This window comes from Acidaminococcus sp. CAG:542, assembly GCF_000437815.1.
GTDB lineage: Bacteria > Bacillota > Negativicutes > Acidaminococcales > Acidaminococcaceae > Acidaminococcus.
In genome coordinates, this window is sequence record NZ_FR902020.1 from 24,231 (window position 1) to 39,105 (window position 14,875).

Genomic DNA, 14,875 nt, shown 5'->3' on the forward strand with positions numbered 1-14,875 from the left:
CTTTTATCCATTTTCAGGGGATGGGCGGCCAAGGACCAGGAACGGTCTGGATGCTTTTTCAGCTGCTTCCAGTACATGCCGGGCCAGTATGGCTGTAGTGACGGAACCGACGCCGCCGGGAACCGGGGTGATGGCGTCCACAATAGGGGATACGTTGGAAAAATCCACATCGCCGCAGATTCCCCCGTTTTCTGCAGGGTTGATGCCCACATCGATGAGGGTCTGTCCTGGACGGACCATGGAGGCGGTAACCAGGTTCCGGCAGCCGGCGGCGGAAACGATGATGTCAGCGGACCGGCAGTACTTCCCCACATCTTTTGTCCGGATGTGGCAGATGGTGACGGTGGCTTCCCGTTTCAGAAATTCCATGGCAACAGGCCGGCCGATGACCAGGCTGGATCCGATTACCACCACATCCCTGCCTTTGACAGGGATATCGTAATGATCCAGGATTTCCATACAGGCAGCGGCGGTGCAGGGGGAATATCCGGTGGGAGCTCCGGTAAAAAGCCCGGCCAGAGATGCATCCGTGATTCCGTCCACGTCTTTTTCAGGGGCAAGAGAAGCCCGGATCAGAGCATCATCAAAAGCCGGTGGGAAAGGACGAAAAATCAGGCATCCGTGAATGGACATATCCTGATTGACCTGGCGGATCAGACGGAGCAGATCCTGCTGTCGGCAGTTTTCCGGAAGGATCTGGGGACGGCAGGTGATGCCGATGCTGCTGCAGCGTTTCTGGATGCTGGTCTGATACCGTACATCACTGAGCCGGTTTCCAATCCGGATCAGGGCCAGGACCGGTTCCACACCTTTTTCTTTCAGCAGGGAAGCCTGGTTCTGCAGAGAGGGCAGCAGGGCTGCGCTTACGGTTTTACCAATCAGTAATCTGGACATTGGATATTCCTCCTTGGCCTGACAGGAAATAAAAAAGCCTGACGGCAGCTGCAGTGCAGTTGGTCAGGCCTTTTAAACAGAGGGTAATGAAGGAGATTCAGTACCCTGTCTATAAGGGGTTTGAAATTTGTTATACTATACCACAGCAAACAGGAATCCTGCAAGTGGTATTTTCTGAAAAATCGATTTTCCAAAATATTCTTGACAGAACAGCCGGACCATGCTATGATTCACCTAAATCGTCGAGTATATGGGTTGCAGGATAACCTTCTGGAACCGACATATGGGAGGCTGACAAAAGAGTTTTCTTTTTGTCGGCTTTTTTTGTACCTGAAAAGAGGGCAGAGCTATGAGAGAATGTATCTATCCGGAAGATTCGGTCTTTGTGACCGGGGTGGCCAAAGTTACCCGGGAAGACGCCATCAATGCCATGTATGGTACGTTCAGCCTGAGCCTGATCATCGATGGACACACCGGGATGATCCTCAATGCCAGTGCCAATATGGTGATGCAGGATACGGTGGAGTTCCTGAAAGACATCCTGATAGGGCGCAATCTGCTGACAGATGGGGAAGCCGTTACGTTGATCTTGAAGAAACGGTTCCTGGCACTGTCACAAAAAGCCGTTATTACCGCCTTCAAGGATGCCCAGAATCATTTTCTGCTGGTGTACCCACAGGCGGAATAAGCACTCTTCTGCAGATTCTTTTTTAATGGGACTGGGATGACCTCTCAGTACTGTCTTGGGGAAGAACAGGCAGCTGTTGGATTTCAGCTGTATTGTTCTTCTTTTTTCTTGTGTTCTCAACCTCTCATGCTGGAAAGGAGTCCTGAAATGAAACCTGTAAAACAAGATGCTGTAAAACTGCTGGATATTTTCGATCCTGAAATGGCCAGTCTGCTGCATAGAGAAGAAAAAAGGCAGTTCGAAACCATTGGCCTGATCGCCTCTGAGAATGTGGCATCTCCGTTGTCCACCTGCCTGGAAGGATCCGTATTCACCAACAAAAATACGGAAGGGTATCCGGGAAAACGGTTCGTGGGAGGCTGTGAACTGGCGGATCAGGCGGAACTGCTGGCCTTGGAAAGAGTCAAAAAAGTCTTTGGGGCAGAACATGCCAATATCCAGTCTGGCAATGCGACGATTGCCAATTGTGCTGTACTGACCGGTCTTCTGGAAAGAGGAGATACTTTTTTGGGATTGACTCTGGATAATGGAGGCCATTTAAGCCATGGAGCCAAATTCCATTACAGTGGGCGGGAGTTCAATGCCCTTCATTATGGCGTCAACCGGGAAACAGAACGGATCGATATGGATCAGGTTCGCCAGATGGCGTTGGAACATCATCCCAAACTGATTGTTACCGGGGCTTCTTCTTATCCCCGTATGATCGACTATGCAGGATTCCGGTCCATCTGTGACGAAGTGGGGGCCTATTTCTGGGTTGACTGTGCTCACGATATCGGGCTCATTGCAGGCGGTGCCATTCCCAGTCCCGTACCCTATGCGGATGTGGTGACATTCTCTACCCAGAAAACGCTCCGGGGGCCCCGGGGCTGTGGAGTGATCCTGTGCAAAGAGGCTCTGGGGAAGAAAATCGACAGAGGGGTCTTTCCCCGTATCCAGGGCGGGCCCAAAGGGGATATGCTGGCCGCCAGAGGCGTGCTGTTTTTGGAACTGATGCAGCCGGAATTCCGGACCTATGCCCATCAGGTGGTGAAAAATGCCAAGGCCCTGGCCAAAGGCTGTGCGGATGAAGGGATGCGGCTGATTACCGGCGGGACGGATACCCACATGGTCATGCTGGATGTGACGCCGGTCATTGCCAATGGACAGCTGGCGGAGACACTGCTGGCCAGCGTGGGAATCATCACCAACAAGAACATGATCCCCTATGATACGCTGCCTCCCAGTCTTGGCAGTGGGCTGCGCATCGGTTCTCCCACCATGACCACCCGGGGTGCAAAGGAAGAGGAGATGTATGAAATCGGCCGGCTGCTGGGAAAGGTGTTGAAGAACAAAGACAATGAAGAGTTGCTGGAACAGGTAAAGCAGGAAGTCCGTCAGCTGGCCGTCAGCCATCCCATGTTTTCCAGTGAATGGATGCCGGAAAAAATCAGGGCCCAGTTCGATGCCATGTACTGTCACGAAACCTTTGAATAAGGATCAGGTCAGGATGCATAAACGGCCGATGACCGCTGACAAAAAGAAGGTGCTGCCTGTATGCGTTTTTGCACAGGCAGCACCTCTTTTTACTTCACCACAATATACAACACGGCCACCCCTTCCGGCAGGACCAGCTCACAGGTCCCTTCCGGGGGAAGAACATAGAGAGTGTCCGGTTCTAGGGGCTTCCCGTCCAGAGTGGCGCCTTTCAGCTGGGCTTCCGTCCAGAAGGGAACGTAGACGAAACGCCGGGGAGCGGGCTGGAGCGGCTTGTTCCCAGTGATCTTTTCGCAGTGGGCCGTCAGGCCTTTCCGGGTCATCACGTTGAAATCCACCGCTTTTCCCATGGAGTGGGTATGCCAGGCTCCGTCAAAAGAAGCCTGTTCCAGGGGCCCCAGGGTCACCTGCCGGTTCCCGTCTTCCGGGAAGGTGAGGGTAAAACCACCCTTCAGGGGCAGGATGATCCGGTCGTAATCAGGGAGCAGGGTAAAATCCGAGGCTTCCAGATCCACCGTGGCGGAACTGATCCGGACGGCGAAATCCCGTCGGGCATAGGCGCTGCCAGGGGGATCGATGTAAAATTCCGTGGTGGTGCCTCCGGACCAGCGGGTGGTCACCGCCTGGGCCCGGGACAGTTTCAGGATGTCCATAGTATCACCTCATTGCAAGAGTCTTTTCCAGTTTCATCCTAGGGAAAGAACGTCCAGAAAGTGTCAAAAAATAAAAATATCGGAAAAAATTGATTTCAGACGTTTTTTAGGCGAAGAATTCATACTATAATAGCAAACAGGGGCATAAAGATGCCTTTCAGCTGTTACCAAACTATAACTGTCTGATGGAGGTGCCATTATGGCGAAAAAATTGGTTGAATTTGTTCCGAATTTCAGTGAAGGCCGGGATAAGGAAAAGGTTGAAAAGATCGTTGACGAAGCCCGCAAGATCAAAGGGCTGAAGATCCTGGATTACTCCAGCGATGCTGACCACAACCGTTCTGTCGTCACCATCATCGGTTCTCCTGAAGCGGTTACGGAAGCAGCCATCAACATGGCCAAAGTTGCCATCCAGCTGATCGATATGCGGACCCACCATGGGGCTCATCCCCGGTTCGGTGCCGTGGACGTGGTTCCCTTCACCCCGGTGATGGGCGTGACCATGGACGAATGCGTGGCCATTGCCAATGCTGTGGGCAAGGCTTATGGGGAAATGGGCATCCCTGTGTATCTGTATGAAGATGCCTGCACCAAGGAAGCCCGCCGGAACCTGGCTGCAGTACGGAAAGGCCAGTACGAAGGCTTCTTTGAAAAGATCAAGGATCCGGAATGGAAACCGGATTACGGCCCTGCCGTCATGAACGAAAAATCCGGCTGTTCCGCTGTAGGCGCCCGGGTGCCTCTGGTGGCCTTCAACGTGAACCTGGACTGCAGCGACAAGGCTGTGGCCGATGCCATTGCCCGGAAAGTCCGGAACATCGGCGGCGGTCTCCACTATGTAAAGGCCATGGGCGTGAAACTGGAAGAACGGAACCAGGTACAGGTTTCCATGAACCTGGTGAACTACGAAAAATCCGCTGTGTACCAGGCTTTTGAAATGATCAAGATGGAAGCCCGCCGGTACGGCGTCAACGTGGTGGGCAGTGAAGTCATCGGGACTGTTCCCATGAAGGCCCTGCTGATGGCTGCAGAATATTATCTGCAGATTGAAAACTTCAACCTGGATGAAATCCTGGAAAAACGGCTGCTGGAACTGGAAGAGTAACAAGTCGGTCCACAAGGAGGAAATTCGATGCTGAGCGATATCGAGATTGCACAAAAGAATGTGATGGAACCCATCAGCAAAATCGCTGACAAAGTGGGGATCCTGCCGGAAGAACTGGAACAGTACGGTCACTATAAAGCGAAGATTTCTCTGGATGTGCTGAAACGTCTGGAAAACAAACCCAACGGGAAACTGGTGCTGGTCACCGCCATTACCCCTACCCCTGCCGGGGAAGGGAAATCCACCACCAGCATCGGCCTGGCCCAGGCTCTGAACCGGGTGGGCAAAAAGGCTGTGGTGGCCCTTCGTGAACCGTCCCTGGGACCTGTGTTCGGGATCAAGGGCGGGGCTGCCGGCGGCGGTTATGCCCAGGTGGTTCCCATGGATGACATCAACCTCCATTTCACCGGAGACATGCATGCCATTACTGCAGCCAACAACCTGCTGTCCGCCATGATCGACAATCACATCCATCACGGCAACGAACTGCGGCTGGATGCCCGTCAGATCACCTGGCGCCGGGTCATGGACATGAACGACCGTGCCCTGCGGAACGTGGTGGTGGGCCTGGGCGGCAAAGTCTGCGGATTCCCCCGTCAGGATGCCTTCACCATTACGGTAGCTTCTGAAATCATGGCCATCCTGTGCCTGGCCAAAGACCTGGAAGACCTGAAAGCCCGGTTCGGCCGGATCGTCATCGGCTGCGACCTGGACGGAAATCCGGTCCATGTACACCAGCTGGGCTGCGAAGGGGCCATGGCCATGCTCATGAAGGATGCCATCAAACCGAACCTGGTCCAGACCCTGGAACACACTCCGGCCATTATCCACGGGGGGCCTTTTGCCAACATCGCCCACGGGTGCAACTCCCTCCTGGCCACCAAGATGGCCCTGAAACTGGGCGACATTGCCATTACGGAAGCCGGCTTCGGTGCTGACCTGGGTGCTGAAAAATTCATGGACATCAAATGCCATTACGGCAACCTGTATCCGGATGCCGTGGTGCTGGTGGCCACCATCCGTGCTCTGAAGATGCACGGGGGCGTCGCCAAGGCTGATCTGAGCCAGGAAAATGTCCAGGCTGTCAGCGACGGGTTCTCCAACCTGGCCAAACAGGTGGAAAACATGCGGACCTTCGGGCTGCCGGTCCTGGTGGCCATCAACAAGTTCGCCACGGATACTCCGGCGGAAATCGACATGCTGCTCCAGAAATGCGCCAGCTACGGAGTGGAAGTCAGCCTGAACGAATGCTGGGAAAAAGGCGGCGAAGGCGGCATCGACATGGCCAACAAACTGGTGGCCATGCTGGAAGAACAGGCTCCGGAAAAAGTGGGACTGTACGATGTGAACGATACCATCCCCAACAAGCTGAAGGCCATTGTGACCAAGATCTATGGCGGCGACGGAGTGACCTTTACCCCCAATGCCAAGAAACAGATCAAACAGCTGGAAGACTGGGGACTGGACAAACTGCCGGTGTGCGTGGCCAAGACCCAGTATTCCCTCAGTGACAATCCGGCTCTCCTGGGCGCTCCCAAAGGGTTCAAGATCAATGTCCAGGATGTGCGGGTATCCAACGGGGCAGGGTTCATTGTCTGCCAGACCAGCAACATCATGGTAATGCCCGGCCTGCCCAAGAAACCGGCGGCCCTGAAGATGGACATCGACAACAACGGCAAGATTTACGGCCTGTTCTGAGCAGGGAGGAAAGGATCCAATGGAATTACGCAAACTGACAGTGGAAGGATTCATCAATGAAACGGCCTCGTCTTCTCCGGCTCCCGGAGGGGGCAGCATTGCAGCCCTGAACGCTTCTTCTTCCGCCGCCCTGATCGCCATGGTGGCCAACCTGACCCTGGGCAAGGAAAAGTATGCGGCTGTGGAAGGGGACATGAAGGATGTGGCAGCCAAAGCCACGGCCCTGAAAGATGATTTCCTGGCCCTCATTGATGAGGACAGCAACGCTTTCAATAAAATCATGGCAGCCTTCAAGCTGCCGAAGGATACGGACGAAGCCAAGAAAGCCCGGAGCGCGGCCATCCAGGAAGCCACCAAGGGCGCAGCCCTGGTGCCCTTCAAGGTGGGCCAGAAAGCCAACGAGCTGTTTGCTCTGGCGGAAACCGTGATTACCAAAGGCAACCAGAACGCCATCACCGATGGGGCAGTGGCGGCCATGAATGCACGGGCTGCCGTACGGGGAGCCTTCCTGAACGTAAAGATCAACCTGGGCAGCATCAAGGATGCTCTGTTCGTGGAAGATCTGAAAAAGAGAATGGCTGAAATCGAAGCCGATGTGGATGCCAGAGAACAGGCACTGCTGGGCAAGGTGAAGCTGTAAGAAAAAAGGGACTGTTGCACAGGCAACAGTCCCTTTTGGGTCGCGGGCCGCGGCCGGGGGGGTGGATCTTTCCACACCCTTTTTTTACACCTCGATCCCGTATTTCCTAATCCGGTACTGGAGATTTTGACGCTGGATACCCAGCTCTTTGGCGCTGCGGGTAATGTTCCCTTGGTTCCGGTGGAGGGTTTCCTCCAATAGGTACATTTCGTAGCTGGCCATTTTTTCCGCCAGGGTACGGCCCGGCATATCCGGAGGCGGGTCCTGGCGCCCGGACCGGGGCAGGGCGGATCTCTTCCGGCTGGTCTCCCTGAGGGAGGGGGCCGTCCAGGGGGCACGGATAAAGTCTGGAAGCAGGTCATCGGTGAGCTCGTTGCCTTCCGCCAGGTTCATGGCATAGTCCAGTACATGGAACAGCTCCCGGACATTTCCGGGCCAGCTGTACTGCTGCAGCTGCCACAGGGCTTTGGGGGCAATATGGGTAAGGGGATAGGCATAGCGGCTGGCGCAGCGGCGGAGGTAGAAATGGCACAGGGCTTCCAGATCATCGATTCGATCACGGAGAGGGGGAATCTGGAGCACCATGGTGGCCAGCCGGTAAAACAGGTCTTCCCGAAGCTGGCCGGTCCGGACCAGCTGGAAGGGGTCCTTGTTGCAGGTAGAGATCACCCGCACATCCACTTCCCGTTCCCGGGTCTCTCCCACCCGGCGGAAAACACCTTCCTGGAGTACCCGGAGAAGCTTGGCCTGCATGGCCGGACTCATGGAATTTAGTTCGTCCAGGAACAGGGTCCCTTCATGGGCGGTTTCCAGCAGACCTTTCCGGTTGGTGGAACCGGTATAGGCCCCGGCTACGGTACCGAACAGGATGCTTTCAATGAGGCTTTCGGGAACGGCGGCACAGTTGAGCACCACTAGGGGCTTGTCTTTCCGGCGGCTCAGCTGGTGGATGCTTTGGGCCAGGATTTCCTTGCCGGTGCCCGTCTCTCCATAGATCATGATGTTGCTGTCCTGGGGAGCCACCTTTCGGACCGTCTTTTTCAGTTCCTGTACGGATGGAGCTTCTCCAATGAAATCCTCCAGGTCATAGCTGCGCTTTTTCTTTTCCTGTCCCTGAGCCAGGGCCAGGTTCTGGGCCCGGTTCTGGAGCTGTTCCAGCAGCTGCCGCCGTTTGTCCAGGAGAAACACGTCTTCTTCAAAGTCGATGGCCGCTGTCAAAGTCCCGTTCTCAAAGACCGGATGGGCGGTGTTGAAGGTGTAGTGTTCCTTTCCGTCCATGGTTTTGTACCGGCAGAGCCGGTTCCGGATCTCTTTCTGTTCCCGGATGCAGGACAGGGTGGTGCTTTCTTCTGAAGTCACATTGACCACGGACAGCAGAGCTTCTCCCCGATACGGACTGTTTTCCGGCACACCCATCATCTGCCGGGCCTTCCGGTTCATGAAAATGGCTTTCCCCAGAGGAGAATAAATGTAGACTGCTTCATCCAAAAGGTCCAGGGCTTTTTCCAGAAAATGGATATAAGATGTCATCATGCCCTCCTTTTATGCGCAGAAAAATTTTGCAGATGCAGAATGATTTTGCATTTCTCTTTTCATTATGCCTGTTTCCCAGTGCAAAGGCAAGAGAAATCTGCTTCAGGAAGGCAGAAATTTGTTGTAAATGAAATAAAACAGGGTGAGAAGAAAAAGTATGCAGTATACATAGGAGATTTTTCCGGAAAACAGAGGAATTGGCATCCAATTTGCATAATAAAAAGACAGAAATCAGCAAATGCAGCTACAACCGCAGAATCTGGGAGGGATTGCAATGAATGCGCAGACAACCGACAAAAAGGGCATCCGCTGGGATGTCTTCGTCCCCTGTTTCCTGATCATCGGCGGAGCCGCCATCCTGGGGGTGGTGAACAACGCCTGGCTGACAAAGGTGACCCAGGCCATATTCGGCTGGTCCCTGGAAACCTTTGGCTGGCTGTATCAGTGGGTGGCCCTGGGCACCCTGATCCTGATCACCCTACTGGCCTTTTCTCCTCTGGGGAAGATCCGGTTCGGCGGACCCAACGCCAAAGCCAAATTCTCCTTCGGTGCCTGGTTTGCCATGACCCTGACCGGAGGCATTGCCACCGGGCTGATCACCTACGGGGTCAATGAACCGTTGATCTATTACGGCAGCATCTACGGGGAACTGAAGGAAACGGGCATTGCTCCCTTTACGCCGGAAGCCTCTTTCTTCGCCATGGCACGGTGTTTCTACAACTGGACTTTTATTCCTTATGCCATGTATGCCCTAAGCGGTGTGATCATTGCCTACATGTATTACAACCGGAAGAAGGAACTGTCCGTAGCCGCGTCCCTGACTCCTCTCTTCGGGGAACGGGTGACCAAAGGCTTCTGGCGGGCAGCCATTGACACTCTGTCGGTGCTGGCCATCGCCCTGGGGCTGGCGGCTTCCCTGGGTGCCGGGCTGGCTCTGGTGGGCACCGGGCTTACGGCTGCCTACGGAATCAAACAGGGGCCGGTGGTCTGGTTCATCCTGACGGCCGTCATCACCGCCACCTTTACAGTTGCCTCCGTCATGGGTATCGACAAAGGGATCAAATGGCTGGCCAACCTGACCACCAAGATCTTCTATGCCCTGCTGATCCTTTTAATCATCATCGGGCCCACCGTGTACATCCTGAACATCACCAATGTGGGGATGGGCTACTGGCTGGACCGGTTCTGGACCTGGGCCCTGGATCCCTACCTGGCGGAAGGGAAAGCTCTGGTCACCTGGTGGACCATGTATGACTGGGCCATCTGGATCGCCTATGCACCCCTCATGGGGATTTTCTTTGCCATGATCGCTTACGGGCGCACCATCAAACAGTTCCTGCTGATCAACTGGATCCTGCCGGCAGTGTTCGGTCTGGTGTGGTTCTCCGTCTGGGGCGGCACAGCCCTCCAGTGGCAGATGGACGGCCGTGTGGATATTGTCCAGGCCATCAAGGCCGGGGGCGCGGTATCCGGGATCTGGACCTTCCTCCAGGCCATTCCTTTTGGGGGCGTGCTGATCCCGGTGATCATCATCACCCTGATCGCCGCTTTCTCCACTACTGCGGACACCATGTCCACCACCATTGCAGCTCTGTGCACCAAAGGAGCCAGCCATGATGAAGAACCGGCTCTCTGGCAGAAAGTGGTCTGGGGGGTCTCCATCGGTGCCATTGCCGCCATCATGGTGGCCTTCGGCGGCGGGGAACAGGGAGTCGACGGGGTGAAATTCCTGGCGGCCTGCGGCGGCTTTGTGGTGCTGGCCATCTTTATCCTTCAGGTGGCAGCTGCAGTGAAGGTGTTCTTTATGGAAAAAGAAACCAAAAAGGACATTGTGGACAGTGAAGATCTGATCGAGACACCGGAAGGGAAGTGACACCATGGCTGAGACAATTATCCTTGGACCGAAAATCAATCTGGAAGATTTTATGGCCGTGGCCCGGTTCCATGCTCCGGTGGAATTTTCTCCCGGGTATTGTGAACGGGTGAACCGGTCCCGGGCCCTGGTGGAAAAATGGGTGGAAGAAGAAAAAGTCATGTACGGGGTCACCACCGGTTTCGGGGCCCTGTGCACCAAAGCCATCAGCAGGGAAGAAACTGCCCAGCTCCAGGAGAACATCATCCTGTCCCATTCCGTGTCCGTAGGGGAACCTCTGCCGGAAGAAGCGGTCCGGGGAACCCTTTTGATGATGCTCCAGAATCTGGGCCAGGGATACAGCGGGGTCCGTCTGGAAGTGCTGGAACAGGTCCGGCAGTTCCTGAACCGGGGAGTGACGCCCTGGGCTCCTGGAGACGGCAGCGTGGGATACCTGAGCCCGGAGGCCCACATGGCCCTGGTGATCACCGGACGGGGAAAAGCTTGGTATCAGGGGAAACTGCTGGAAGGCCGGGACGCCCTGGCACAGGCGGGACTGGAGCCCCTTACCCTGGCTTCCAAGGAAGGGCTGGCCCTGGTGTCCGGCACCACGTCTCCCACGGCCCTGGGAGCCATCGGTCTTTATGATCTGCTCCAGGCGGCCCGGACCGCCGATGTGGTGGGGGCCATGAGCCTGGAGATCCTCCAGGGGGTCATGAATGCCTTCGATCCCCGGGTCATGGCCGTCCGGCCCCATCCGGACCAGGCCAAAGCGGCGGAAAACGTCCGGAACCTGCTGGCGGATTCCCAGGTGATTGCCGCTGCCCAGGGGAAAAGAGTACAGGATGCCCTGTCTCTCCGGTGCATCCCCCAGCTCCACGGGGCGGCCCGGAAAACCCTGGAAGATGCCAGGAGAACCCTGGAAATCGAAATGAATGCCTGCTGCGACAATCCCATCCTGTGGCCGGAGCCCGGGAACGAGGACGTAATCTCCGCCTGCAATGCGGATTCCGCCTATGTGGGGATCGCCATGGATTCGTCCTGTATGGCGGCCACCATGATGGCCAAAATGTCCGAACGGCGGAACAACCGGCTCATTGACGGAAATCTGTCCGGGTACCCCTGGTTCCTGATCCAGAATCCGGGGCTCAATTCCGGGGTGATGATTCCCCAGTACACCCAGGCGGGGCTGCTGAACCAGATGCGGATCCTGTGTACTCCTGCGGTGATTGACAACACGCCTACCTGCGGGAACCAGGAAGATTATGTGGCCATGGGATACAATGCGTCCCTGAAATCCCTGAAAGTGGCGGAGAAACTGGAATACATCCTGGCCATTGAGCTGCTGTCCGTCTACGAGGTCCAGCCCTTTGTGGACGGAAGCCTCCGGCGGAGCAGCGCCAGCCGGCAGGTGCTGGAGGAAATCGCCCAAACAGTGCCGGAAATGAAAGAGGACATGTACCTGTATCCCCATATCGAGTTCCTGAAGAAAAAGATCCACGACGGAAGCATCCTTCGTTGGGCGGAAGAAGGAATGGGGAAGAAGCTGGTGTAAAAAGAAGGTGCTGCTCGTTGCCTGCAGCACCTTCTTTTTGTCCATAAAACGTCCCCTGCTTTAGTGCAATACTGGAATAAAAACGACAAAGTATACTGTATACAATAAAAAGAAAATTCAAAATCGTGTCCCGAGTGAAAAATATTTGACATTCTTCTGACTTTTTTACAGTACAATAAATCCGTAAGACAAAGGGGATTGCGCAGGAATCCCCGCAAACGGAAAAGTGAATAGAAAAGGAGTGATCAATGTATGGAAATCTTAACCAACCCCATCGTCGTCTCCGTAATTGTCATGTCCGTCTTGTGCCTGCTCAAGATGAACGTACTGTTTGCCATCCTGGTGGCAGCCATTGTGGCCGGATTTACCGGCGGCCTGGCCATTGACAAGACGGTGAGCATCCTCATCGGCGGGATGGGCGGCAACTCAGAAACGGCTCTGAGCTACATCCTGCTGGGGACCCTGGCAGTCGCCATCGGACGGTCCGGTGTGGCAGACATCGCAGCACGGAAAATCACCAAGGTCGTGGGCACCAAAAAAGCGGCCTTCGTATTCCTGATCGCTTTCGTGGCCTGCTTCTCCCAGAACCTGATCCCTGTGCACATCGCATTCATCCCTATCCTGATTCCCCCTCTGCTGGTTGTGATGAACCACATGAAACTGGACCGGAGAGCCGTGGCCTGCGCACTGACCTTCGGGCTGAAAGCACCGTATGTTTCCCTTCCTGTTGGGTTCGGGCTGCTGTTCATGACCATCATCAAGGATCAGATGGTGGCCAACAACGTGCAGGTTTCCATCAGTGACATTTCCTCTGTTATGTGGATCGGCGGCGCCTCCATGCTGGTGGGCCTGATCCTTTCCACCATTTTCTACAGCCGTGACCGGGAATACAAGGACCTGCCCATCATGGGCCAGGACGAAAAGGCTGGAGAAACCGAAATGAACGCGGACTGCTGGAAGGCCCTGGCCGGTGCCGTGGCAGCCTTCGTGGCCCAGCTGTACTTCAAATCCCTGCCCATCGGTGCCATGTGCGGCCTTCTGGTGATGCTGGCCACCGGCGCCATCAAATGGAACAAGATGGATGAGATGGTGGATGGGGGCGTAAAGATGATGGGCTTCATTGCCTTCGTCATGCTGGTGGCTGCCGGCTACGCCAATGTGCTCCGGGAAACCCACTCTGTGGAAGCCCTGGTCATGGCCACCACTGCCGTCATTAACACCAAACTCAGCGGGGCTATCCTGATGCTGGCTGTGGGCCTCCTGATCACCATGGGTATCGGGACTTCCTTCGGGACCATCCCTGTGGTGGCTTCCATTTACATCCCCATGGGCCTGAAACTGGGCTTTGGCATTCCTTCCATCATCCTGCTGATCGGGATTGCCGCAGCACTGGGCGATGCCGGATCTCCTGCTTCCGACTCCACCCTGGGGCCCACTTCGGGGCTTAATGCGGACGGGCAGCACAACCACATCTGGGATACCTGTGTACCCACCTTCATCTTCTTCGATGTGACCCTGTTCATCGGCGGCGTGATCGGCGCCATGATCCTGGGCTAACTGAACAAAAACAAGGGGCTGTCCAACAGCCCCTTTCTAGAGAAAACTGATTTTTTAAGGAGGATATTCAAATGCTGAAAGACGTAAAAGCCATCAAAGAAGTTGTCCTGAACGGAAATGACCTGACGCTGGATCAGCTGATCGCCGTCAGCCGCTATAATGCCAAACTGTCCTTCGACCCGGATGCTGTGGACCGGATCAAGGCTTCCCGGGCTCTCATCGATGACATTGTGAACAGTGACCGTGTGGTTTACGGGGTCACCACCGGATTCGGGTCCCTGTGCCGGGTCCATATTTCCAAAGAAGACTGTGCCCAGCTCCAGGAAAACCTGATCCGTACCCATTCCTGCGGCTATGGCAAACCTCTCAGCCGGGAAGTGACCCGGGCTGCCATGACCATCCGGGCCAACGCCCTGGTGAAAGGGTATTCCGGCATCCGGCTGTCCACCCTGCAGACCCTGGTGGATATGATCAACAAGGGCGTCCATCCCTACATTCCGGAAAAAGGCTCCTTGGGGGCTTCCGGTGACCTGGCGCCTTTGGCCCATATGGTCTTGCCCATGCTGGGTCTGGGGGATGCGGAATACCAGGGCACGGTAATGCCCGGCAAGGAAGCCATGGAAAGAGCCGGGATCCCCATTATCCATCTGGAAGCCAAGGAAGGTCTGGCGCTGATCAACGGCACTCCCATCCTGACCGCCATGGGCGTGTTCGCCCTGTGGGAAGGCATGTCCCTGCTGAAACAGAGCGATATTGCCGCCGCCCTGTCCATTGAAGCCCAGCGGGGCATCATCGATGCTTTTGATGAACGGCTCCATGTGATCCGTCCTCACAGAGGCCAGCTGGATACCGCCTACAACCTGCGGAACCTGCTGTCCGGCAGTACCTACGTAACCCATCAGGGCCAGCTGAAAGTGCAGGATGCCTACTGCCTGCGCTGTGTACCCCAGATCCATGGGGCCAGCAAGGATGCTCTGGGTTTTGTAAAAGACAAAGTGGACATCGAAATCAACGCCGCTACGGACAACCCCATCGTCCTGCCGGATGGTGACGTGATTTCCGGCGGGAACTTCCACGGCGAACCCATGGCCCTGCCCTTCGACTTCCTGGGCATCGGGATCTCCGAAATCGCCAACGTTTCCGAACGGCGTCTGGAACGGCTGATCAACAATTCCCTCAGCGGGTTCCCGTCCTTCCTGGTGAAACATTCCGGTCTGAACTCCG

12 protein-coding genes are annotated in these 14,875 nt (G+C 55.5%); 9 read left to right on the plus strand and 3 right to left on the minus strand.

The window, feature by feature from the left end:
* Positions 1-3: 3 nt before the first annotated feature.
* Positions 4-894: a bifunctional 5,10-methylenetetrahydrofolate dehydrogenase/5,10-methenyltetrahydrofolate cyclohydrolase gene (locus QVO43_RS01060; RefSeq protein WP_022486773.1), complete on the minus strand. Its 891-nt coding sequence runs from the start codon at positions 892-894 to the stop codon at positions 4-6.
* A gap of 349 nt (positions 895-1,243) precedes the next feature.
* Between QVO43_RS01060 and QVO43_RS01065 the strand changes: the two genes are divergently transcribed.
* Both QVO43_RS01065 and glyA read left to right on the plus strand, forming a co-directional pair.
* Complete coding sequence (locus QVO43_RS01065) at positions 1,244-1,582, plus strand: DUF3870 domain-containing protein (protein ID WP_022486774.1); 339 nt, start codon at positions 1,244-1,246, stop codon at positions 1,580-1,582.
* A gap of 147 nt (positions 1,583-1,729) precedes the next feature.
* Positions 1,730-3,058, plus strand: a complete 1,329-nt coding sequence (glyA, locus tag QVO43_RS01070; RefSeq protein WP_022486775.1) for a serine hydroxymethyltransferase — start codon at positions 1,730-1,732, stop codon at positions 3,056-3,058.
* 89 nt (positions 3,059-3,147) lie between these two features.
* Here glyA and QVO43_RS01075 read toward each other — a convergent pair whose 3' ends face one another.
* Positions 3,148-3,711: a HutD/Ves family protein gene (locus QVO43_RS01075; RefSeq protein ID WP_022486776.1), complete on the minus strand. Its 564-nt coding sequence runs from the start codon at positions 3,709-3,711 to the stop codon at positions 3,148-3,150.
* 199 nt (positions 3,712-3,910) lie between these two features.
* On the opposite strand from QVO43_RS01075, the gene ftcD reads away from it, so the two are divergent.
* The 3 genes from ftcD to QVO43_RS01090 are packed head-to-tail and all read left to right on the plus strand — an operon-like array spanning position 3,911 to position 7,154.
* Positions 3,911-4,816, plus strand: a complete 906-nt coding sequence (ftcD, locus tag QVO43_RS01080) for a glutamate formimidoyltransferase (protein ID WP_022486777.1) — start codon at positions 3,911-3,913, stop codon at positions 4,814-4,816.
* A gap of 27 nt (positions 4,817-4,843) precedes the next feature.
* Positions 4,844-6,514 (plus strand): formate--tetrahydrofolate ligase, encoded by a 1,671-nt coding sequence (locus tag QVO43_RS01085; protein WP_022486778.1) that lies wholly within the window; start codon positions 4,844-4,846, stop codon positions 6,512-6,514.
* Positions 6,515-6,533: 19 nt separating this feature from the next.
* Entirely contained in the window at positions 6,534-7,154 is a 621-nt protein-coding gene (locus tag QVO43_RS01090; RefSeq protein ID WP_022486779.1) for a cyclodeaminase/cyclohydrolase family protein, read from the plus strand.
* Positions 7,155-7,238: 84 nt separating this feature from the next.
* Here the strand turns inward: QVO43_RS01090 and QVO43_RS01095 are convergent, their stop codons facing one another.
* Complete coding sequence (locus QVO43_RS01095; RefSeq protein ID WP_288174263.1) at positions 7,239-8,687, minus strand: sigma-54 interaction domain-containing protein; 1,449 nt, start codon at positions 8,685-8,687, stop codon at positions 7,239-7,241.
* Between the two features lie 274 nt (positions 8,688-8,961).
* On the opposite strand from QVO43_RS01095, the gene QVO43_RS01100 reads away from it, so the two are divergent.
* From QVO43_RS01100 to QVO43_RS01115, 4 genes are all read left to right on the plus strand, one after another.
* Positions 8,962-10,560: a BCCT family transporter gene (locus QVO43_RS01100; RefSeq protein WP_022486781.1), complete on the plus strand. Its 1,599-nt coding sequence runs from the start codon at positions 8,962-8,964 to the stop codon at positions 10,558-10,560.
* Between the two features lie 4 nt (positions 10,561-10,564).
* Positions 10,565-12,094, plus strand: a complete 1,530-nt coding sequence (locus tag QVO43_RS01105) for an HAL/PAL/TAL family ammonia-lyase (RefSeq protein WP_022486782.1) — start codon at positions 10,565-10,567, stop codon at positions 12,092-12,094.
* 252 nt (positions 12,095-12,346) lie between these two features.
* Positions 12,347-13,651: a Na+/H+ antiporter family protein gene (locus QVO43_RS01110; protein WP_022486783.1), complete on the plus strand. Its 1,305-nt coding sequence runs from the start codon at positions 12,347-12,349 to the stop codon at positions 13,649-13,651.
* 71 nt (positions 13,652-13,722) lie between these two features.
* The coding region (locus tag QVO43_RS01115; RefSeq protein ID WP_288174267.1) for a histidine ammonia-lyase at positions 13,723-14,875 on the plus strand (1,153 nt) is incomplete at its 3' end.

Coding starts and splice junctions, on each gene's coding strand:
- QVO43_RS01060 (WP_022486773.1), bottom strand. CDS start 894: ATGTCCAGATTACTGATTGGTAAAACCGTAAGCGCAGCCCTGCTGCCC.
- QVO43_RS01110 (WP_022486783.1), top strand. CDS start 12,347: ATGGAAATCTTAACCAACCCCATCGTCGTCTCCGTAATTGTCATGTCC.
- QVO43_RS01065 (WP_022486774.1), top strand. CDS start 1,244: ATGAGAGAATGTATCTATCCGGAAGATTCGGTCTTTGTGACCGGGGTG.
- QVO43_RS01105 (WP_022486782.1), top strand. CDS start 10,565: ATGGCTGAGACAATTATCCTTGGACCGAAAATCAATCTGGAAGATTTT.
- QVO43_RS01090 (WP_022486779.1), top strand. CDS start 6,534: ATGGAATTACGCAAACTGACAGTGGAAGGATTCATCAATGAAACGGCC.
- QVO43_RS01095 (WP_288174263.1), bottom strand. CDS start 8,687: ATGATGACATCTTATATCCATTTTCTGGAAAAAGCCCTGGACCTTTTG.
- QVO43_RS01075 (WP_022486776.1), bottom strand. CDS start 3,711: ATGGACATCCTGAAACTGTCCCGGGCCCAGGCGGTGACCACCCGCTGG.
- QVO43_RS01085 (WP_022486778.1), top strand. CDS start 4,844: ATGCTGAGCGATATCGAGATTGCACAAAAGAATGTGATGGAACCCATC.
- glyA (WP_022486775.1), top strand. CDS start 1,730: ATGAAACCTGTAAAACAAGATGCTGTAAAACTGCTGGATATTTTCGAT.
- QVO43_RS01100 (WP_022486781.1), top strand. CDS start 8,962: ATGAATGCGCAGACAACCGACAAAAAGGGCATCCGCTGGGATGTCTTC.
- ftcD (WP_022486777.1), top strand. CDS start 3,911: ATGGCGAAAAAATTGGTTGAATTTGTTCCGAATTTCAGTGAAGGCCGG.